This window comes from Streptomyces sp. NPDC048197, from assembly GCF_043202395.1.
Lineage (GTDB): Bacteria > Actinomycetota > Actinomycetes > Streptomycetales > Streptomycetaceae > Streptomyces > Streptomyces siderophoricus.
Genome location: NZ_JBIDAJ010000001.1, coordinates 22320 through 41792 on the forward strand (window position 1 = coordinate 22320; position 19473 = coordinate 41792).

Consider the following 19473-nt stretch of genomic DNA (forward strand, 5'->3'; position numbering starts at 1 on the left):
ATGGGGCGCATCCTACCGACGCGTCACATGAGAGGGGATAGACGTCACATAAGTTGGAGTAGACCACGCAAAAGGTCTCTGGTCTCCGCCGGACTGGGTCCCTCTTCCTGGAGGCGGTCCATCACTCGTGCGTATTGGGCCACTTCTTCGGGCTTGTCCACATACAGTGCGCTGGTGAGCTGTTCCAGGAAGACGACGTCCGGGAGCCCCGATTCCTGGAATCCGAGCATGGTGAAGGCGCCGAATTCCCCCGCGTGCCCGCCCAGGCTGAACGGCATGACCTGGAGGCGCACATTGGGGCGTTCGGAAACGTCGATCAGATGCCGCAGCTGCTCGCGCATCACCTCGCGTTCGCCGTACGGGCGGCGCAGCGCTGCCTCGTCGAGTACGCAGTGGAATTGCGCGGGCCGCTCGGCGATGAGCAGTTTCTGGCGTTCCATGCGGAGCGCGACCCGGCGCTCTATGTCGGCGGGCGCGGCGTCCGGCATGCCGCGCCGGATGACGGCCTGTGCGTAGCTCTCGGTCTGCAACAGCCCGTGTACGAACTGGACTTCGTAGACCCGGATGAGCGAAGTGGCTCCTTCCAGGCCGACATACGTCTGGAACCAGCTGGGCAGCACATCGGTGTAACTGTGCCACCACCCCGCGACGTTGGCCTCGCGTGCGAGGGAGAGCAGCGCCTCACGCTCCTGCGGATCGCTGACTCCGTACAGCACGAGCAGGTCCTCGACGTCGCGCGCCTTGAAGCTGACCCGGCCCAACTCCATGCGGCTGATCTTGGATTCGGACGCACGGATCGAGTAGCCGGCCGCCTCGCGGGTTATTCCACGGGATTCACGCAGGCGGCGAAGCTGCGACCCGAGCAGGATCCGCCGCACCACCGACCCGCTCGACTCACTTGCGGACACCTCTCTGACCCTCCTGTGACCCACCCCGTCCAATGGTGGGCCGCAGTCTGCCACGTTCAGGCTTCGTTGAGTGCTCATCCGGTTACTGATATGAGCCGCCCTCGCAAGCCCTCCACAAGAACCGGTGGCAATAATTGCCGCCAAACCGGGGTGATCCCCTCCAATCGCGGCGCGTGCACGTGCATCTGCCCTTGCATCTGTCTCGCACATTGGGAACCATAGGCGGCGCACGCATGCACGCTCGTGAAAGATCCGCCAGATCCGGCCGAACCGGCCAGGGTCATGACGTCCGCGAACGCCAGGAGTGCCTCGCATGGGGACCAAGGTTTTGACCATGCTCGAGCCGTTATGGCAGGGCTTTCCTCCCGTCGACCCGCTGGCCGTCTCCGGATCCGCGTCGTGCACGCTCCCCCCGCGGTACGAATCGGTGTGCTCCGCGCGGAAGTTCACCCGTGACACGCTCCAGGGCTGGGAACTCGACGAGCTCTTCGACTCGGTCGCACTGGTGGTGTCCGAACTCGTCACCAACGCCCTGAGACATGCGGTCCTCGCCGCCCCCGAGCACGCCGACGCCCCGCCGCCCACCCGGCTCCACCTGATGCGCTGGTCGCAGCGGCTGATCTGTGCGGTGCGGGATCCCAGTGATGACTCACCGGTGGCCGGCGAGGCGGATTCCGCGGCGGACTCGGCGTCCGAATCGGGGCGGGGGCTCTATCTGGTGGACTCGTTCAGCGACAGCTGGGGCTGGCACCCGCTGTCCGGCGTCACCCACGGCAAGATCGTGTGGGCGCAGTTCCGGCTGCCGTAGCCGGCCGTGCCCGCCACCCGTCGCACACGAGGAGCGCCCGCCCTGCCGGCGGGCGCTCCTTGCATATGCATGTGCCGACGACGCCTGGGCATGTGCAGGCGGCGCGGGGTGCCGCTCGGCGCCGTGGCCGCTCGGTCGTGTGCACGCTCAGTCCGGTACGAGGTGGTCGAACTCCCCGTCCTTGACGCCGAGCAGCATGGCCCGTACCTCGGCCGGGGTGTAGACGAGCGCCGGGCCGTCCGGGAAGCGGGAGTTGCGGACCGCGATCTCACCGCCGGGCAGTTTGGCGAACTCCACGCAGGAGCCCTGGGAGTTGCTGTGCCGGCTCTTCTGCCAGGTCACGTCGCGGAGCTCCGTTGCGGCCATGCCGTTGTATGCGTGGGGCACAGGGCTCTCCCGGTGAGAAATGGTGTCAACTGCCCGGGATCATAGCTGCGTTCACATGCGGATGCATGCGCAGATGCACGTGCACGACAGCCGGTGCCGCTCCCGTCACAGCTTGTCGAGCCCCTGGCCCATCGCTCCTCCACCATCGATCGCCGGCCACCGCCCCTGATGCGGTGCGCCCTTACCTGGTACGGATGGTCCGGTTCTAACCCTCATGGGCGAGGAAGAGACGTGTGCCACGCCGCTCGGGTTCCGGGTCCGGGTGAGGGTCCCCCTCACCGTGAGGCGTACGGAAGCAGCGCCATCTCCCGTGCGTTCTTGATCGCCCGGGCGATCTGCCGCTGCTGCTGCGCGGTCACCCGGGTGACGCGGCGGTGGGGGCACCTCCCGGCCGAAGGCTGGGGGAGGACCTTGCCGCGGTCCGAGAGGAACTTCCGCAGCAGATCGGTGTCCTTGTAGTCGATGTACGTGATGCCGGCCGCGTCGAGCGGGTTGGGGCGGGGCGTGGTCCTGCGGCGCGGGTCGTGCCGTCGGGGCATGGGGCTTCCTTGTGACGAGGGTGGGCGGGGTGGGTGGGAGGTGCGGCGGGCGGCGGGCTGCACCCCGCGGCACCGAGGGGCTACGAAACCGGATCGAGGAGCTCGTCGAAGGCGGCCGGCAGGGTCTTCCAAGCCGGTGGGCCGCCCGCGTACTCGGCGTCGGTGAGCAGGCAGGAGTCCAGGAGGGAGGTGAGCCCGTCGCGGTCGAGTCCCGGCGAGGTGAAGACCAGGTGCTGGGCGCGGTCGCCGTGCTCGGGGTGCCAGTCCAGTGCGGCGGCCGCGCGGCGCATCGGCGGGACCATCTCCCAGGCGGCGTCCGGCAGCGCGGCCAGCCAGGGCCCGGCGTTCTCGACGCAGAGCGCTCCGCCGGCCGCGTCCCAGGAGAGCAGGGTGTCGGGCCGGTCGGCCAGCCAGAAGCGGCCCCGACTGCGCGCGGCCGCGCAGGTCAGGTCCTCCAGCGCGGTGTAGAGCCGCTCGGGGTGGAAGGGCCGGGTGTGCCGCCAGACGAGGGTGCCGACGCCGGCCGCGTCGGCCTCCTGGGGGAGCAGCGCGCAGGCCGGGTGCTGGCGGGCGGCGGCCGCCTCGACGTCGAATCCTGCCGTGGCGGCGGCCGCCAACTGGGCTGATTCTACGGGCACTTGGCGGGCGGTGGGGTGCAGTTGGGCGAGCAGTGCCAGGTCGGCGGGCTCGGCGGGCTCGTCGCCCGCGGCGATGGCCAGGACGGGTGCGTATTCCAGCTGCCGGGCCCAGGTGTCGGCGACCGTGCGCCGGTCGGTCGCCGCGGCGGCCAGTCCGGCCTCGGCGAGGTCGTCGCCGCAGCCGAGGTAGGGCAGCAGCAGTGCGGGGTCGACGGCGGTGATCACCTGCGTCAGTGCGAGGTGTTCGCTGCCGCAGGTGGTGATGACCTCGGCCATCGCCTTGGGTTCGACGGAGTCCCACAGTTCGACGACCGCCAGCCGGCAGGTGCGGCCGGCGGCCAGTCGTTCCAGCTCGGGCACCAGGTCCTCGCGCAGGGCGCAGCAGGCGCAGTCGTTGACGAGCGGTGCCTCGCCGGTGGCGAGGGTGCCGCCGGCGTCGCGGATGGTGCGACGGACGGTGCCGTCGGTGGCCGGGGCGAGGTCGTGGTGGAGGGCGACGCTGCCGGGGACGGAGTGCAGCAGCCGCTCGACGGTGGCCCGCCGGGCGTCCGCGTGCACTCCGCCCACCAGCACGATGTTCAGCCGGTCCATCAGCGGGCCCGCTTGCCGTAACGCCGCTCGAACCGCTCGACGCGGCCGGCGGTGTCCAGCACCCGGGCGGTGCCCGTGTAGAAGGGGTGGCTCGCCGAGGAGGTCTCGACGTCGATGACGGGGTAGGTGTGACCGTCCTCCCACTCGATGGTCTTGTCGCTGGTGGCGGTGGAACGGGTGAGGAAGGCGTGGTCCGCGGCCCGGTCGCGGAAGACGACCGGCCCGTAGGTGGGGTGGATTCCGTGCTTCATGGGGCTCAGCGCTCCTCTCGGAAGGTGACGTGCCGGCCGGCCACCGGGTCGTACTTGCGCAGGTGCAGGCGGTCGGGGTCGTTACGGCGGTTCTTGCGGGTCACGTAGGTGTAGCCGGTGCCGGCGGTGGACCGGAGTTTGACGACCGGGCGTAGTTCGTTGCGGGCCATGCCGGCTAGTATACGGAAATGGTTTCCATTTTCAATAGGCTCTGACCTGGGCCTCTACCGGAAGGAGCGCTGTCGATGCCGTCGATACCTTCGACGCTTTCAATGCCTTCGATGCCTTCGATGCCTTCGATGCCTCATCAGGGCAGGATCGCGGGGAACGCGCGGCGCCGGGCCGCCGTCGCCTGTTACGCGGCCCGCCGGGCCGTTCTGCAGGCCGTCATCCGTAGTTGCCGTACGCCGGCGGAGGTGCGCGCCGCCGGCCGCGCCCGGCCGGCCCGTCGGCGGCCCGCTCAGCAGTCCGGCGCCGGCGACGCCCCCCGGACCGCACCGCCCGGCACGGCCGGGTAATACTGGACAGAACGCCCGCCGGCCCCTGGCGGCCCCCCGACGGAAGCGAGTGCGCATGCTCCGCAACGCCTTCGAACCCTGGCACCTGTTCCTGATCATCGCGGTCCTGGTGCTGCTCTTCGGCTCGAAGAAGCTGCCCGACATGGCGCGCGGCCTGGGCCGCTCGATGCGGATCCTGAAGTCCGAGGCCAAGGCCCTCAAGGACGACCGGGCCGCCGAGGCGCCCCGCGCAGAGGCCCCGGCGGAGTCCGCCGCCGGCCGCTGACCCCGGCCGGGCGGCCGACCGTGGTCAGTGGTCGCCGCCCTCGTCGATCAGCCGCCGTACCTCGCGGTCGATCAGACCCAGCCGGGCCTCGGCGACCAGCGGCACCGCCCGGCGCTGCCGGCGCGCCTCGGCCAGGTCGATCTCGACGGTGACCAGCGCCGGCTCCCACTTGGGCGCCTGCGCCACCACCGCGCCGCGCGGGTCCACCACCCGCGAGCCGCCCCAGAACGTCGCCCCGTGCTCGTTGCCGACCCGGTTGACGAAGACCACCCAGCACTGCAGCATCTTCGCCGTATAGGACAGCAGGGTGTCCCAGTACAGGCCGGTGTCCATCGCCTCCGGGTCCAGGCTCGCCGCACTGTTGGTCGGCACGAACAGCACCTCCGCCCCGTCCTGCACCGCCAGCCACGGCAGCACCGGCTGCCAGGCGTCGTTGCAGACCAGCGTCGCGCCCCGGCCGCCGCGGGCGGACCGCTTCAGCTCGTAGGCGCGCAGCGACTGTCCGGGGCTGACGTGCTTGCGCTCCTCCCAGGCGAGGTAGTTGGGCAGATAGAGCTTGCGGTGGGCGTGCAGCAGCGCGCCGGCCGCGTAGTGGGCCGCGGTGTTGTACGCGCGCAGGCTGGTGTGCTCGTGGAAGCCGACGAGGACGTCCGGGCCCAGGGTGCTCAGCTCCAGCAGCCGCGGGTCGTTCGCCTCGATGGACTCGTCGCGCTTGAGCGCGCCCAAGTGGTAGCCGTGCAGGCTCAGTTCGGGGAAGACGACGAGATCGGCGCCCTGGGTCGCGGCCTGCTCGATCTGCTCATGGGCGGTCTTCAGGTTGTCCGCCACCTCGCCCAGCACGCAATCGGTCTGCGCCAGCGCAATGAGCATGACCCCACCTCATCGACTCATCACTTTTGCGGCTTTTCCGCCATTTTGCCAGAGGCGGAACGGACCGGCACCACCCCGCGGAACTCCCGCTTCCGCGCACTTCAAACGCCCGGCGAGGCAGCTCCCACCAATGAGCGAAAGAACGATCCTTCCCGTGCCGGAGCGTGTGCTCAGGCGTTGATCCGCACGATCCGTCGTACCACCGGAAGGGCGGCTTCCAGCCGCAGCCCCGCCCGCCGGAAGCGCTGCGACGGCCCGCGGTCGAACCGTCCGGTGATGCCGACGGCCGGATCGACCGGGCGGCCCAGGCCGAGCGGCCCGCCGGACCCGCTCGGCCGGCCGCCTCGCCCCCGGACGCCCCGGAAACCCCTGGCGCCACCGGCCCGGCCGGCCCCCTCCCCCACTCCGTGATCCTCGTGGTCCGCGCCGCTCACCGGCGTCGCGTACGGGCCCTGCGCAGCAGCAACGCCCCGCCCAGCAGCAGCCCCCCGCCCGCACCGGCCGCCGTCCCCAGCTCGCCGGTCCCGGTGGAGGCCAGCAGCGCCGAGCCCGCGGACGCCCCGGCCCGCGCCACCGCGCCCATCCGCTGATCCGGTACGGACCGCGGCGCGGGCCGGTGCGCGGCCTCGTGCACGGCCCGGTGGCCGGCCGGCGGCGCCTTCTCGGGCGCCGGCTTCACCGGTGCCGCGGCCTCGTGCCGCACGTGTGTCTTCTCCGGGCGCCGCACCGGCCCCGCCGGCTTCCCCGGCGCCACGGGCGGCCGCTGTGCCACCGGGGGAGGCGGTACGGCCGGCGCGGGCGCCGCACCATTCCCGCAGGAGTTGCCCATGGCGGGGTTGAGCGCCGCGGCCCCGTCGACCGAGTTGCCACACGCGTTGACCGGGGTGTCCACGGTCACCTGGACGCTGTTGCCGGACAGCACCCCCGGGGAGTCCGAGGCGCCTCCCCCGGCGCCGGCGTCCGCGTACGCCGTCCCGCCGCCCGCGCCGAGCATGCCCGACGCCGCGGCCATGAGCACGCAGGTCTTCAGGCTCTGTCGCATCTCTCATCCCTCGTCTGCAGTCGTTGCGTACGGGCCCAGGGGCCCGCTCCCCCCGTGGTGCGAATACGGCCGGGCGGCCGACAGCGCATACGCGGCGCCGGCCGCCCGGAAACGCAAGCGGTGCAACGGCCGGAGCCGTCGGCCGTCCTCAGTGGTTGGCGACACCGTTGCCCGAGAGGATCGGGATGTCGTCGATGATGTGCGACAGCGTCTCGTCGCCCTTCGCCTGGGTCGAGTTCTGGACGCACTGCTGGTTCTGCGGGTTGGACAGCACATTGATGTCCTGGATCTGAGCGCCTGCGAAGCCCTGGATCGGCACCTTGCCCACAGCGACGCACAGCTGGTTCAGCGAGCCCTGGACGAGCCCGAGCTGGGTGCTCAGCTTGCCGTGCGTGGTGGAGTTTCCGTAGACCGACGCCGCGCCGTTCCCGTTGACCGTCCGGGTGCCCTTCTGGTCACCGATCGCCATGGCCTGCGGAGCGGCCGCAACGGAGATACCGACGAGCGATGCCGCCAAGGCCGCGCCCGCAAAAATCTTCTTCATTCACGCAAACCCTTCAGGAGATGGAACTCCCGGCCCGGGAGCCCTATTTGAACAACCCGCCACGCGGCCGCGAGTTGCGCAGCATCACCCGAATAGCTGGCCGGATTCTCCGGAAAAGAGGCCGCTCACACCGGTCCGAAAACGACAATGCGATGAATGCGCCCGGAGTTTCGCCGTCCCGGCCCCGTCCCTCTCCATCGGGTCATCGGGGCCCGGTCCACGACACAGGGCCCGCGCCACCGTCCGAACGGCTGCGCAGACCCTGTTCTCGTTTCCGTCCGGCATGCCAATGCCCTGGCAACCCCATCAATTTCGCAAGGGCATTGGCATGCTTCCCTCCACACACCCTTCCTAACGACCGGATGCGCCGGAGTTCAGTCACGAGCGAATAACAATTCCCGGCCCCGGGGTGGGCAGCAAAAACCCGGGCCGCCCGGAAGAAGGAGGGCCGGGCGGCCCGGGTTTGCTCAGCCGGTCAGTGGTTCCCGGCGCCGTTGCCCGAAAGGATCGGGATGTTGTCCAGGATGTGCGACAGCGGCTCGTCGCCCTTGGCCTGGGTGGAGTTCTCGACGCACTGCTGGTTCTGCGGGTTGGACAGCACGTTGATGTCCTGGACCTGGAGCAGCAAGCCCAGGACCTGGACGGGCACCTTGCCCAGGGCGATGCAGGGCTTGTTCAGCGAGCCCTGGACAAGCCCGATCTGCGGGCTCATGTAGCCGTACGTGGTCGAATTCCCGTAGTACTGCGTCGCACCGTTGCCGTTGACGGAAGACGTCCCGTGCTGGTTACCGATCGCCATCGCCGCAGGGGCAGCGGCGCTGGCTACGCCGACAATGGACGCAGCCGCTGCTGCGGTCGCCAGAGCCTTCTTGATCATTTTGGTCCTTCGTGTTTCGGGATACCCTTGGGCCGGGCAATCTGCCCAACTGACTGGGACGTTTTTGGTTGTTCTCATTCACTCAAACAGCGGGTGGCCCGATGCGCTTTGCCGAACGGCTTCGCAACCGGCACCCGGCACACGGAATCCGGTACGAAAAATGTCCGGAGTGCGGTCCAGCTTCGTGAAATCGAACGCCGCGATCCGATGAGAGGGGAATTTTACTTCCCGTCATATTCCACCGGAGGGCGGCCGAGGCACCGTGCGATGCGGAATGCGTCGCGGCTCTTGCCGAGCGGTTCCGATGGTCGCCGGCCGGCGGCCGACGTCACGCGTCAGGAATTACTTGAGCGGAAGACCACCGAGCAGCTGCCCCTTCTTGGCGGCGCCGTTGAGGCCGCCGAGCAGCTTCTTCGCGCTGGTCGACTTGACCTTGTCCCGCGCGGTCCTGACCGTGTTGAAGAGCGGCCCGAGCTGGTGGCCGTCCAGCTGATCGCTGCTCAGCGTGTCGTTCACCGCGCCGTTGAGGCTCATGGTGGGAGCTCCGGGCTGCGCGGCGAAAGCGGGCGCGGCGGCCCCCAGCGCCAGGACGGAACCGGCAACAACCGCAGCAGACTTTGCGTACTTCACTTCAACTGTCCCTTCTCGGGCGGTGCTTGACGGTCCCGGGAGATCAGCGCCGCATAAGCGATCACTTCGCTGCTCGGATCACCTCGGATCACCGCTTTCAGCGTGATTAACGAGGGCCGCCGTCCGAAGAAACCCTGAAGTTTCACCTTTCGCGGCCGGTCCACCCGAAAAGTACGGGGCTCTAGGATTACTACTCGCCAAAACGAATGGCGACCGGCCCCGATGCGCAGGGGATCGCACACCGGGGCCGGGTCACAAGGACACAGCTCAACGTGCTCGTGCTGCTTGCGAGATGTCGCCGTTGATGCAGGTGTTGCCGAACGCCGGGTTCAGCAGTGCGACGAAGTTGATGGTGTTTCCGCACAGATTGATCGGGATGTGGATCGGAATCTGGATGTTATTGCCCGAGATCACACCGGGGGAGCCCTTGGTGCCGCCCGCGGCCCCCGCGTTGGCGAACGCCGGCGCCGCCGTGCCCAGTGCCATGAGCGTGCCGGCAGTGATCGCTGCGACCTTTGCGTACTTCACTTTCTGCCCTTCCTGCAGCGGGTCCGTAGCGAACACGACCGTCGTGCCGCTCGGACGCTGATCTGCTCGCCCGTAACGCCGCTGCCGATATTGGTAACGATTGCCCGTCGTGGATGAAACCCTTGACCGGTGGTTTTCGGGGAAATCGCTCGAAGGGTGCACGACCGTTTCGAGAGATTGCCACCGCGCATACGACGCGGAAAAAACACCGGACTTCGAACAGGCTCGGTATCCGCCGAATACGAATTCCTACCGAAAGGGGGATCGAGAATATCTGTCCCTACGGTCCGTAAGGGACGCCGCAGGACCGGACCGCCCTGGAAGTGAGAGCCGGCGGTCCGGACCTGCGGCCGTTGGCCGGCTCAGTGGTTGCCGACGCCGTTGCCGGACAGGATCGGGATGTCGTCGATGATGTGCGACAGCGTCTCGTCGCCCTTCGCCTGGGTCGAGTTGTCCACGCACTGCTGGTTCTGCGGGTTGGACAGCACGTTGATGTCCTGGATCTGGAACAGGGCCAGGACCTGCACGGGCACCTTGCCCACGGCGAGGCAGGGCTTGTTCAGCGTGCCCTGGATGAGCTCCAGCTGCGGGCTCATGCTGCCGTGCGTGGTGGAGTTGCCGAACGCGCTCTTGGCTCCGTTGCCGTTGACCGTCGACGTGCCGTGGTGGTTGCCGATCGCCATCGCCTGGGGCGCGATCGCCGCCGAAATTCCGACGACGGACGCGGCGACAGCCGTCGTGGCCAGGACCTTCTTGATCACGATTTACCCTTCTCGAAGCGGAGTGCCCGTATCCGGAGCGCCCTGGTCAACTCGCTTCTTTGGGTGCGGTTTCGCCCATTCACCCGAATGCCGCGGAACGATAGACACATATCACTGCATCCGGGCGGCCTTTCGGCCACGGATGCGTGGTGGGCGGCACAAAGGCCGGTACGGGAATGCGTACCGGCCTTTGTGGCGGACCGCCCGCGTCAGCGGCCCGAGGCATCAACCTCTGTACAGCGCTCAGCGGTTGATGCAGATGTTGCCGAACGCCGGGTTCAGCAGTCCGAAGATGTTGACGGTGTTGCCGCACACATTGATCGGAATGGAGATCGGCACCTGGACGAGATTACCGGAGAGGATACCGGGGGAGTTGACTGCGCCACCCGCAGCGGATGCACCGTCGGTGGCGCTGGCCATACCGGCTGCCCCCACCACAGCGACACCCGCGGCGGCGGACACGACGACGGCCTTCGGAACAAACTTCACGGTGAACCTCTTCACTGAGCAGCATTCAGGTATGTGCGCGCCGCGTGGGGCGACAAGCAGCTCAACGCATCAACTGGGGCAAAAGTAGCGGCTCAAACGGGTGAAAGGGTCGTCTCGCACATTAGGCGGCAGTTGGCCGTTCGGCAGCTCGGCCTATCGGGCGTCCCGTCGTCATCGTCGCACGCGGTGCGGCTATGGGGGTCGCGCCAAACTAGGCCCGGGAAAAGCCCGTTGTCAGTGGCGTACGGTCCAATGGCGATATGAAGGTGACACTTGCGCAGGTGCTGGCCTGGCGACTTCGGCAGCAGAGTCTGTCACCGCGGACGACCGCCTCGGTGGAGCAGCTCGTCGGGCAATTGGCCGGCGTACAGGCTCAGGTCGCCTCGGCGGCCGAACTCGCCCTGGCAATACGGCAGAAAGAGCCTCACCCCCGCGCTGTCCAGGAGGCGCTCGTAGCCCGTTCCCTGGTCAGGACCTGGGCGATGCGGGGCACGCTCCATCTGCTGCCGGCCGACGGGGCGGCGGCCTATCTCGCCCTGCTGGGCGCGGCGCGTACGTGGGAAAAGCCGTCCTGGCAGCGGGCGTTCGGGTTGAGCCCGCAGCAGGTGTCGGCGCTGGGCGAGGCCATCGACGAAATCCTCGACGGGCGGGTGCTGACCCGGCAGGAGTTGATCGACGCGGTGCTGGCGCGGCCCGGCCTCGAAGGTCTGGGCGAACAGTTGGCGTCCGGCTGGGGCACCGTGCTCAAACCGCTGGCCTGGACGGGCCGGTTGTGTCAGGGCCCGCCACGGGGGCAGAACGTCACGTTCACCTCGCCGCGCTCCTGGGTGCCCGGCTGGCGAGGAGTGCCGGACCCGGACGAGGCCGCGCCGGCGGTGATCTCGGCGTACCTGGCGGCCCACGGCCCGGCCACACCGGCCACGTTCGACGCCTGGCTGCTGCGCGGCGCGACCCGTAAGGCCGTGCTCCGCGGGTGGTTCGAGTCGCTTGTGCGGAGTGAGGACGTGACGGCGCTGGCGCGCATCAAGCCCTCGCAGGAGGTGCGGCTGCTGGCCGGTTTCGATCAGTACGTCCTCGGGCCCGGCACTTCCGATACACGACTGATCGCGGCCGCGCGGCGCACCGCGGTCAGCCGCAGCGGCGGCTGGATCTCGCCGGTGGTGGTGCATGAGGGGCGGGTGGCGGGCGTATGGGAGTTCACCGAGGAGACGGTGGATGTGACGTTGTTCGCGGAGCACGGCGCGGTACCGACCGCGGGCCTGGAGGCGGAGGCCGCCCAACTCGCCCGCTGCACGGGCAGCGAACGGCGGCTGGTGGTGCGGGTGGGGTAGGTCGTGGTCGGCGTCGGGGCGGGGACGGGGGCGTAACTGTGCCTGTGCCCGCGCCCGCGCCCGCGCCCGCGGTCTTGGCGTAGCCGCCACGGGAGGTTGCGGCTGCTGTTGTGTGGCGAACTTGCAGGTCAGGGCGATTGTCAGACCCTGGTGCAAGACTGAAGGACATGAGATGGGCGGTGGTGGAGACGGGCGACGGGGGTGCTCGTCTCTGCCCGCTCACTCCGGATGGCCGGGTGGCGGGGCCGGTGGTGAGCGAGCCGTCGCTCGCCGAGGCGGTGCGGTCGAGACCCGAGGTCGAGCGGTGGGTGTGGCGGTCCACCGCCGAGACCTACCGGCGGCTGCTGGCTGCCGGGGTGCGCGTCGAGCGGTGCTACGACGTGGAGGCCGCCGAAGCGCTGCTGATCGGCCATGAGGAGGGCCAGTCGGGGCAGCCGCGTTCGCTGGCCGCCGCCTGGGCACGGCTGCACTCCCTGCCCGTGCCCCCGGACGCTCCCCCGCGTACGGCGGAGACCCAGCCGTCCCTCTTCGAACCGGGCCCGGTGCCGTTGCCGCCCGGCACGGACGAGTTGTCGGCGCTGACGGAGGTCTACGCCGCGCAGGTGGCGCGTACGGCCCGGGCCGAGCACCCGGAGCGGATGCGGCTGCTGCTCGCCGCCGAGTCCGCGGGCATGCTGGTGGCCGCGGAGATGGGGCGTACGGGGGTGCCGTGGCGTGCGGATGTGCATCGTGCGCTGCTCGACGAGCTGCTGGGCGAGCGCTTCCCGGGAGGGCTGGAACCACGGCGGATGGCGGAGCTGGCGGACGAGGTGTCCCGGGCGTTCGGGCCCGGTGCCCGGGTGCGTCCCGATCTGCCGAACGACATCGTCAAGGCGTTCGGCCGGGCCGGGATTCCGCTGACCTCGACCCGTAAGTGGGAGCTGCAGAAGGTCGATCATCCCGCCGTGGCGCCGCTGCTGGCGTACAAGACGCTCTACCGTCTGCACACCGCCCATGGGTGGGCGTGGTTGCAGCAGTGGGTGCACGACGGCCGGTTCCGTCCTGAGTACCTGCCCGGTGGCACGGTCTCCGGCCGCTGGACGACGAACGGCGGCGGTGCGTTGCAGATCCCGAAGGTGATCCGCCGGGCGGTGCTCGCCGATCCGGGGTGGCGCCTGGTGGTCGCCGACGCGGACCAGATGGAACCGCGGGTGCTGGCCGCGGTCTCCCGCGACCGGGGTCTGATGGAGGTGGCCGGCAGCGGCGAGGATCTCTACGCGGACCTGGCCGCCCGTGCCTTCGGCGGCGACCGGGACCGGGCCAAACTCGGGCTCCTGGGGGCGATTTACGGCCAGACGTCGGGCGACGCCCTCAAGCACATGGCCGATCTTCGCCGCCGCTATCCGGCGGCGGTGGCGTATGTGGACGACGCGGCGCGTGCGGGCGAAGAGGGACGCCTGGTGCGTACGTGGCTGGGCCGCACCTGCCCGCCCGCCTCCATGGCACCGCCCGACGAGGCGGGTCTGCCCCAGGAGGAGGAGCCGTCCACGGGGTACGGCGGCAGTTCGGCGGCCGCCCGCGCCCGCGGCCGGTTCACCCGTAACTTCGTCGTGCAGGGCAGCGCCGCTGACTGGGCGTTGCTGCTGCTGGCCGCGTTGCGCCGGGCGCTGTGGGCGGGCGGTCTCCGCGCCGAGCTGGTGTTCTTCCAGCACGACGAGGTGATCGTGCACTGCCCCGCGGAGGAGGCGGCCGCGGTGTCCGAGGCCATCACGGCAGCGGCCGCGACGGCAGGCCGGACGGCGTTCGGTGAGACACCCGTCCGCTTCCCCTTCACCACGGCGGTGGTGGAGTGCTACGCGGACGCGAAGTGAGGCCCTCGGTGCGGCGGCTCCGGCTTCGCCATATCGCCGCATCCGCACGCCAACGCTGGTAGGAGACGTATATGGCTGAGAAGAAGCTTCCTGCAAAACTTCCTGTGACGGTCCCGCCCGGATTGACCGTGCATCCCGAACTGGTCCCTTATCTGGCGAAGTTGCAGCCGTTCTCGGATCCGTACGAGGACATCGAGGCCACCCGCGAGAGGTTCCGCGGGCTGCTGGCGCTGCGCCCGGCCGATCGGACCGGGGTGAGCAGCGAGCGGTACGACATCACGCGGCCGGACGGGAGCGCCCTCACGGTCGAGGTCTACCGGCCGGAGCGTGCGGAGGCTGAGGGGAACGAGGAGGGCGAGGAGGGACAGGAGGGCGAGAAGGTCAGGGAGTCCAGGGAGGCTGGGGCGGCTGGGGCGGCTGGGGCGGATCTCCTGCCCGCCGTGTTGCACTTCCACGGTGGCGGATATGCCATCGGCCGCTCGCTGCCCGGTCAGGACCGGTCGGCGATCGCGCTCTGCCGCGAGTTGCCCGCCATTGTCGTCACCGTGGAATACCGTCTCGCTCCGGAGCACCGGTACCCGGCCGGTGTGGAGGACTGCTATCTGGCCCTGGAGTGGACGGCCAAGCAGGCGAATGATTTGGGGATCGACGCGGAACGGATCGCCGTCACCGGGAATTCGGCGGGCGGTGGGCTGAGCGCGGCCGTCGCCTTGATGGCCCGCGACCGCGGCGGCCCTGCGCTGGTCTACCAGTCGATGTGCGTACCGGACGTGGACGACCGCGCCGCCGAGCAGCCCGTCCCCGCCATGCCGGAGGACGAGGGCGCCGACTCCGAGGACGGGTCCGGGGCAGGGGCCAAGGAGGGGGCCGGGGCCGGTGCGCCGCCGAATCCCTGGCTGAACAGCCTTCGGACCGTGCGCCTGGCCTGGCAGCACTACCTCCCCGAGGGGACGACGGTGCCGGACGCCTACGCCTCGCCGGCCCGTGCCGCCGATCTCTCCGGCCTGCCGCCCGCGTACGTCATGGTCTGCGACCTCGACCCGCTGCGCGACACCGGCCTGGCGTACGCCCGGCGTTTGATGGACGCGGGCGTGCCGGTGACGGTTCACAACGTCCCCGGCGCCTGGCACGGCTTCGAACTGCACGCCCCGGACACCCGCCTCGCGAGGGAGACGAAGGCGCACTGGAAGGGACAGTTGCGGTCGGCGCTCTGTCCGGAGCGGGCGGAAGGGGCGGTGGTGGCCTGAGTGGGGGGGGTGGGTGGGGGCTGTGGGGCGCGAGCAGCTGGTCTGGGCTGCGGGTGTGGGCGGGGTGTGGGCTGCGTCGAGCCGCCTGGGTTGCGCGGCCTGGGCTGTCTGACCTGCGCCGTGTGTGCTGGGATGTGTGGCCTGCGTCGAGCGGCCTGGGCTGTCTGACCTGTTCCCTGCGCGTCTGCTCCCTACGGGTCTGCTCCTGCGCGTTTGCTCCCTACGGGTCTGCTCCTGCGCGTCTGCTCCCTACGGGTCTGCTCCTGCGCGTCTGCTCCCTGCGCAGCTGCCCCTCCCCCAAGGGCCCGGGAGGAGCTGCCTCCCGCCCGTCCCCCGACTAACCCACGGTTGCCATCAGGCCACGGGTGATCCGGGTCATCGCCGACACCAGTACTTCCCGTGGCTGCTCGGGCTGGTCCAGCCACCACAGGGCGAGTCCGTAGAGCGAACTGCGGATCGCCTCGGCCAGCGGCTCAAGTTCACCCTCGGGCAGCCCGGGGGCGAACTCCCGGAGCAGCGCCATGTCCGTCTCACGCTGTCTGCGCTGCAGTTCACGGTGGAAGTCCTGCACCTCCGCGTCCCCGGTAGTGTCCCGGAACATCATCCGCCAGGTGTACGGATGGCTCTGCACATATCCGAACCATGCGTCGTACATCGCCCTCATACGGCTGTCCAGATCCCCCTCCCCGTGCAGGAGTTGCTGGATCGGGGCCGCCGCCAGCTCATCACGGTGCCGCTCCAGCAGCGCCAGGTGCAGTTCCTGCTTGGAGTCGAAGTGCCGATAGAGCATGGGTTTGCTCAGACCGGCCTCGGCGGCGATCTCCCCGATGGTCGTGCCCGCGTAGCCGCGCTCGGCGAACAGCCGGGCGGCGGCGTCCTCGATACGCGTCCTGGCCTCGGCGCGCGCCGCGCGCCCCCGATCGATCTCCCTCATACGACCCTCGCCACCCCTCCGTTTGGCCGATTCGGACTGCTCGATTCCTCTGGCAATCGTCGCTGCGATGAAGAATACTAGATCGTGTACCACTCGGTATACGCATGAGTAGCTTACTGAGTAACAACGCTTACGGGTCGACTCACCGTGAGGCGACCGGATACGGGGGTCGCTGTGATCATTTCCTTGCATGTCGCCGACGTGGGGGCGCGTGCCGTGCCCGCCCTCCTCCGCGAGCGTCTGCACCCGGGCGAGGTTCCGGGGCTGCGCTCCGCCCGGACGACACTGACCGGGGCCATCGAGGCCGGCCTCCTGCCCAAGCTGCGTCCAGGCCGGGTCGCACTGCTCGCTTCCTGGGAGGACGACGCCGCACTCGACGGCTTCCTCCGCACGGAGCAGAACCCGCTGGCGGAACGACTGGCAGGCGGCTGGCACGTACGACTACGGCCCATCCGGATGTCCGGATCGTGGAGCGCGATGCCGGTGGAGGTCGCACCCGGCACAGCGGCGGATGACGACCAGGAATACGGCGGGCAGCGATACGGCGAGCAGGAATATCGGGAGCAGGACGGCCAGGGGCGGGACGGCCAGGAGCGGGACAGCCGTGGGCAGGACGGCCAGAGGCAGGCCAGTCGTGGGCAGGACGGCCGTGGGCTGGAGAGCGGCGAGCGGCACGTCGAGGTGGTAGCCGGTGCTCCCGCCGCCCCGGTCGCCGTGCTCACCCTCGGACAGCTCCGCCTGCGTCGCGCCCTGCCGTTCCTCCGCGCCAACTCCCGGGCCGCCGGGCGAGCGGCAGCCGATCCCGCGCTGCTCGCGTCCCTCGCCCTGGCCAGACCGCCCCGCTTCGTCAGCACGTTCTCCATATGGCAGAGCGTGGACGCCATGCGCCGCTACGCCTACGGCTCCGCCCAGCCCGATCACAAAGCAGCGATCCAGGCGCATCAGGCAGCACCGTTTCACCACGAGGCCGGATTCGTACGCTGCCTCCCTTATGCCGCCCAAGGCACTTTGGACGGCCGGGACCCGCTGGCGACTGCTGGTTCGACAGCGGCCACTGCTGCTACCAGCCACAGGGAAACGCGCTGATCAAGCGTGTGCTGATGGCCGCGGCTCGGAGCAGCGGTGCGATGGTGGACCGCCTCGCCCCTGTCCCGATGGCCGGCTGACTGCCACTTGTCTTCCCCGATGGGCGGCTTCCCTGGAGGGGCAGGACGGGCTTCAATCCCTGGAGTGCGTGTGCGGGTACGAGTGCGAGAACGAGGACGAGGACACGTGTGAGTACGTGTGCGGGTACGAGTGCGCGTGCGCGGCAGGTGCGCGTGCGCGGGGGTGCCGTGTGCGGCGGGTGCGGTACGAGTGGGCGGTGGAAGGGAGTTCGTGCGGATGAGTGCGGAGACTGAGATGAGCGGTGAGCCCGAGCAGACGGCGAGCGACGCCGGTGACGCGCTTCGGGAGGCCGTGGGGGGTGCCGGGGAGATGGAGCGGATCAATCCGCCGCACCTTGCCCCGCCTACCGGATTCAGTCACGCCGTCCGGGCCGCGCCGGGAACACTGGTCTTCCTCGCCGGTCAGACCGCGCTGGATGGTGCGGGTCGGATCGTGGGGAACGGGATCGTCGAGCAGTTCGAGCGTGCGCTGACGAACCTCCTGGACGTCGCGGCCGCATCCGGAGCCGCCCCGTCGGACCTCGCCAAACTCACCGTCTTCGCCGTCGATATCGCGGACTACCGCCGGCACGCTCGGGAGATCGGCCGGGTGTGGAAGCGTCTGGTCGGCAGTGACTACCCGGCGATGGCCGTAATCGGCGCCACCCGCCTCTGGGACGAGGCGGCTCTGGTCGAGATCGAGGGGATCGCCGTGATCCGGTAGCTGGCAACGGGTGGGTGGCACTGAGTAGTTGGTGGCGGGGAGGGGATGGAAGGTCGGAGGGACAGAGGGGCGAGTGGGCGAGTGGGCGAAGGGGCGAAGGATCAACGTGGGCTGTCCGTCTGGCCGTCTGCCCGTGGGCCGGCTGGCCGTCTGTCCTTCTGGCCATCCGGCCATCCCGGCATCCCGGCATCCCGGCATCCCGGCATCCCGGCATCCCGCCAACCATCCAGAGGGCGTCTCTCCCTAGCGTTCGTGGAACGTCACCACTGCTTGCGCGTCCGCTGCCGACAAGGTGATGCCGAATTCGGTGGCCAGGAGGTCCGGGAGGTCCTGGGGGCTCACCTCGCGTGCTTCGCGGGTGCCGTCCGGGCGGGTGACGGCGTACTCCCGGCCGATCAGTGTCCTGCGCAGGTCGCGGCTCGGGCGCTGCACCACCATTTGGCCCGTGAACGGCGAGCGGGGGTGGGTGGATATGTAGTGGTTGAAGACCGCGTAGTCGACGGGGAAGCGCCGTTCGGTCCCGAAGGCGTAGAGGTCGAACCAGTCGTCTGCGTGGCGTGTTCGGAGTACCCAGGCCTCGGGGGCCGTCTCCGTCCCCTTCTCATGGACCAGGCCGAACGTCCACTCCCCCTGGTGGGACTCGACGCCGTCCCGTAGCGGAAGGGGTTCCAGGAGTCCCTCGGCGCCGAAGCCCACGTCGGTGATCCAGTCCTCACCGTCCAGCCCGACCTTGAGCAGCGCGTGAGTGGCCGGGCGGATGCGTCGTTCGCCCATACGGGTCCGGGCGCAGAGGCCGGAGATCCGGAAACCTAGGCGGTCCAGAGCGGCGGCGTAGAGCAGGTTCTGTTCGTAGCAGTAGCCGCCGCGGCCCTGCTCGACCATCTTGGCCTGCAACGACTCCAGGTCGAGCAGGACGGGCCGGCCCACCACGATCTCGAGGTTTTCGAAGCCGATCGAGGACAGGTGGGCGGCGTGCAGTGCGCGCAGGGTTTCCAGGGTGGGCCGGCGGTCGCCCTCGTAGCCGATCCGGGCGAGATACGCCTCCAGATCCAGCTGGTCCCCGCCCCAAGCGGCATTGGTAGTCACGCTGCACCCTCCCCGTTGACCTGGGCCTTTCCCTTCCCGAGCGTAGGAGATCTGCCGCCGCGGCGGGATCGGCTATTCGTCCTAAGGCTTGTCCCCGAGGCGACCCCGAGGCGACCTAGGTCCGTCCTTGACCAGTCTTAGGGTCCCGGACCCGCCTCAGGGCCCCTGATCAGTCTCAGCGCCCCTGACCGACCTCAGGAGGGTGGGGGGAGAGGGTCAGGGCCACGCCAAAGCCGGGCGCCAGGGCCAGTACACGCAAGGGGCCGGGACGCGCAAGCGCGTACGGAGCACCGATGCTCCGGTGCTCCGTACGCGCCAGGGGCGCCCGCGCGCCGGTTTCCCGGCCGTGCAGGCGCCCCTGTTGACGGTGCTGGTGCTGTTCTCGCCGCTGACTGTCGCTCCCTACGGAACGCTGGTGGCCGTCCCGGCCACCAGGGCCCCGCCGACCGTGGTGGGCGCCTGCCGGGCGTGGTGGCCGTAATGGCCGCCCTGCTCGCCGTAGTGGCCGCG

The 19473-nt window shown here is 69.7% G+C and carries 26 protein-coding genes; 9 read left to right on the plus strand and 17 right to left on the minus strand.

Annotated features, from left to right (window positions below):
* Window positions 1-44: 44 nt before the first annotated feature.
* A complete protein-coding gene (locus ACGF4C_RS00110) occupies window positions 45-908 on the minus strand; it encodes a helix-turn-helix domain-containing protein (RefSeq protein WP_393561989.1) in 864 nt (287 codons plus the stop codon).
* Window positions 909-1221: 313 nt separating this feature from the next.
* Here ACGF4C_RS00110 and ACGF4C_RS00115 point away from each other — a divergent pair, with 313 nt between their 5' ends.
* Complete coding sequence (locus ACGF4C_RS00115) at window positions 1222-1716, plus strand: ATP-binding protein (protein ID WP_393561990.1); 495 nt, start codon at window positions 1222-1224, stop codon at window positions 1714-1716.
* A gap of 147 nt (window positions 1717-1863) precedes the next feature.
* Here the strand turns inward: ACGF4C_RS00115 and ACGF4C_RS00120 are convergent, their stop codons facing one another.
* The 5 genes from ACGF4C_RS00120 to rpmG all read right to left on the minus strand — a co-directional run bounded on the left by ACGF4C_RS00120 (window position 1864) and on the right by rpmG (window position 4292).
* Window positions 1864-2103, minus strand: coding sequence for a DUF397 domain-containing protein (locus tag ACGF4C_RS00120; RefSeq protein WP_030801570.1), 240 nt, complete (start codon window positions 2101-2103; stop codon window positions 1864-1866).
* 275 nt (window positions 2104-2378) lie between these two features.
* On the minus strand, window positions 2379-2642 hold the full coding sequence (gene rpsR, locus ACGF4C_RS00125) for a 30S ribosomal protein S18 (protein ID WP_362137190.1): 264 nt from the start codon (window positions 2640-2642) through the stop codon (window positions 2379-2381).
* 80 nt (window positions 2643-2722) lie between these two features.
* Window positions 2723-3871 carry a CobW family GTP-binding protein gene (locus ACGF4C_RS00130; protein ID WP_393561991.1) on the minus strand — a complete coding sequence of 383 codons (1149 nt, stop codon included), beginning with the start codon at window positions 3869-3871 and terminating at the stop codon, window positions 2723-2725.
* Entirely contained in the window at window positions 3871-4122 is a 252-nt protein-coding gene (locus tag ACGF4C_RS00135; protein ID WP_310728319.1) for a type B 50S ribosomal protein L31, read from the minus strand. Before ACGF4C_RS00135 ends, ACGF4C_RS00130 begins: the two co-directional genes overlap by 1 nt.
* A gap of 5 nt (window positions 4123-4127) precedes the next feature.
* On the minus strand, window positions 4128-4292 hold the full coding sequence (gene rpmG, locus ACGF4C_RS00140; RefSeq protein ID WP_030801565.1) for a 50S ribosomal protein L33: 165 nt from the start codon (window positions 4290-4292) through the stop codon (window positions 4128-4130).
* Between the two features lie 120 nt (window positions 4293-4412).
* Here rpmG and ACGF4C_RS00145 point away from each other — a divergent pair, with 120 nt between their 5' ends.
* On the plus strand, window positions 4413-4640 hold the full coding sequence (locus ACGF4C_RS00145) for a hypothetical protein (protein ID WP_393561992.1): 228 nt from the start codon (window positions 4413-4415) through the stop codon (window positions 4638-4640).
* A gap of 55 nt (window positions 4641-4695) precedes the next feature.
* Complete coding sequence (tatA, locus tag ACGF4C_RS00150) at window positions 4696-4905, plus strand: Sec-independent protein translocase subunit TatA (RefSeq protein ID WP_393561993.1); 210 nt, start codon at window positions 4696-4698, stop codon at window positions 4903-4905.
* Window positions 4906-4929: 24 nt separating this feature from the next.
* On the opposite strand, the gene ACGF4C_RS00155 is transcribed toward tatA, so the two are convergent.
* From ACGF4C_RS00155 to ACGF4C_RS00195, 9 genes are all read right to left on the minus strand, one after another.
* Entirely contained in the window at window positions 4930-5775 is an 846-nt protein-coding gene (locus ACGF4C_RS00155) for a nitrilase-related carbon-nitrogen hydrolase (protein ID WP_393561994.1), read from the minus strand.
* Window positions 5776-5945: 170 nt separating this feature from the next.
* Window positions 5946-6209: a hypothetical protein gene (locus ACGF4C_RS00160; protein ID WP_393561995.1), complete on the minus strand. Its 264-nt coding sequence runs from the start codon at window positions 6207-6209 to the stop codon at window positions 5946-5948.
* On the minus strand, window positions 6206-6817 hold the full coding sequence (locus ACGF4C_RS00165) for a chaplin (protein ID WP_393561996.1): 612 nt from the start codon (window positions 6815-6817) through the stop codon (window positions 6206-6208). Before ACGF4C_RS00165 ends, ACGF4C_RS00160 begins: the two co-directional genes overlap by 4 nt.
* A 148-nt stretch (window positions 6818-6965) precedes the next feature.
* Window positions 6966-7361, minus strand: a complete 396-nt coding sequence (locus ACGF4C_RS00170; protein ID WP_393561997.1) for a rodlin — start codon at window positions 7359-7361, stop codon at window positions 6966-6968.
* 475 nt (window positions 7362-7836) lie between these two features.
* Entirely contained in the window at window positions 7837-8238 is a 402-nt protein-coding gene (locus ACGF4C_RS00175; RefSeq protein WP_393561998.1) for a rodlin, read from the minus strand.
* Between the two features lie 342 nt (window positions 8239-8580).
* Window positions 8581-8868: a hypothetical protein gene (locus tag ACGF4C_RS00180; RefSeq protein ID WP_393561999.1), complete on the minus strand. Its 288-nt coding sequence runs from the start codon at window positions 8866-8868 to the stop codon at window positions 8581-8583.
* 267 nt (window positions 8869-9135) lie between these two features.
* On the minus strand, window positions 9136-9396 hold the full coding sequence (locus ACGF4C_RS00185) for a chaplin (RefSeq protein WP_393562798.1): 261 nt from the start codon (window positions 9394-9396) through the stop codon (window positions 9136-9138).
* A 362-nt stretch (window positions 9397-9758) separates the two neighbouring features.
* Entirely contained in the window at window positions 9759-10157 is a 399-nt protein-coding gene (locus ACGF4C_RS00190; protein WP_393562000.1) for a rodlin, read from the minus strand.
* 243 nt (window positions 10158-10400) lie between these two features.
* Window positions 10401-10646 carry a chaplin gene (locus ACGF4C_RS00195; protein WP_393562799.1) on the minus strand — a complete coding sequence of 82 codons (246 nt, stop codon included), beginning with the start codon at window positions 10644-10646 and terminating at the stop codon, window positions 10401-10403.
* Window positions 10647-10906: 260 nt separating this feature from the next.
* Here ACGF4C_RS00195 and ACGF4C_RS00200 point away from each other — a divergent pair, with 260 nt between their 5' ends.
* The 3 genes from ACGF4C_RS00200 (at window position 10907) to ACGF4C_RS00210 (ending at window position 15074) form a co-directional block, all read left to right on the plus strand.
* Complete coding sequence (locus tag ACGF4C_RS00200; RefSeq protein ID WP_393562001.1) at window positions 10907-11977, plus strand: DNA glycosylase AlkZ-like family protein; 1071 nt, start codon at window positions 10907-10909, stop codon at window positions 11975-11977.
* Between the two features lie 167 nt (window positions 11978-12144).
* Entirely contained in the window at window positions 12145-13827 is a 1683-nt protein-coding gene (locus ACGF4C_RS00205) for a bifunctional 3'-5' exonuclease/DNA polymerase (RefSeq protein ID WP_393562002.1), read from the plus strand.
* Between the two features lie 71 nt (window positions 13828-13898).
* The gene (locus ACGF4C_RS00210; RefSeq protein ID WP_393562003.1) at window positions 13899-15074 is read left to right on the plus strand and encodes an alpha/beta hydrolase; all 1176 of its coding nucleotides are present in this window, start codon (window positions 13899-13901) and stop codon (window positions 15072-15074) included.
* Between the two features lie 337 nt (window positions 15075-15411).
* Here ACGF4C_RS00210 and ACGF4C_RS00215 read toward each other — a convergent pair whose 3' ends face one another.
* On the minus strand, window positions 15412-16008 hold the full coding sequence (locus ACGF4C_RS00215; protein ID WP_393562005.1) for a TetR/AcrR family transcriptional regulator: 597 nt from the start codon (window positions 16006-16008) through the stop codon (window positions 15412-15414).
* 174 nt (window positions 16009-16182) lie between these two features.
* Between ACGF4C_RS00215 and ACGF4C_RS00220 the strand changes: the two genes are divergently transcribed.
* Together ACGF4C_RS00220 and ACGF4C_RS00225 are read left to right on the plus strand one after the other, a co-directional pair.
* The gene (locus tag ACGF4C_RS00220; protein WP_393562006.1) at window positions 16183-17094 is read left to right on the plus strand and encodes a spheroidene monooxygenase; all 912 of its coding nucleotides are present in this window, start codon (window positions 16183-16185) and stop codon (window positions 17092-17094) included.
* Window positions 17095-17484: 390 nt separating this feature from the next.
* Complete coding sequence (locus ACGF4C_RS00225; protein ID WP_388964553.1) at window positions 17485-17877, plus strand: RidA family protein; 393 nt, start codon at window positions 17485-17487, stop codon at window positions 17875-17877.
* Window positions 17878-18120: 243 nt separating this feature from the next.
* Here the strand turns inward: ACGF4C_RS00225 and ACGF4C_RS00230 are convergent, their stop codons facing one another.
* Window positions 18121-18963 (minus strand): arylamine N-acetyltransferase, encoded by an 843-nt coding sequence (locus ACGF4C_RS00230; protein ID WP_393562007.1) that lies wholly within the window; start codon window positions 18961-18963, stop codon window positions 18121-18123.
* Between the two features lie 301 nt (window positions 18964-19264).
* On the opposite strand from ACGF4C_RS00230, the gene ACGF4C_RS00235 reads away from it, so the two are divergent.
* Entirely contained in the window at window positions 19265-19444 is a 180-nt protein-coding gene (locus tag ACGF4C_RS00235) for a hypothetical protein (RefSeq protein WP_393562009.1), read from the plus strand.
* Window positions 19445-19473: the final 29 nt, after the last annotated feature.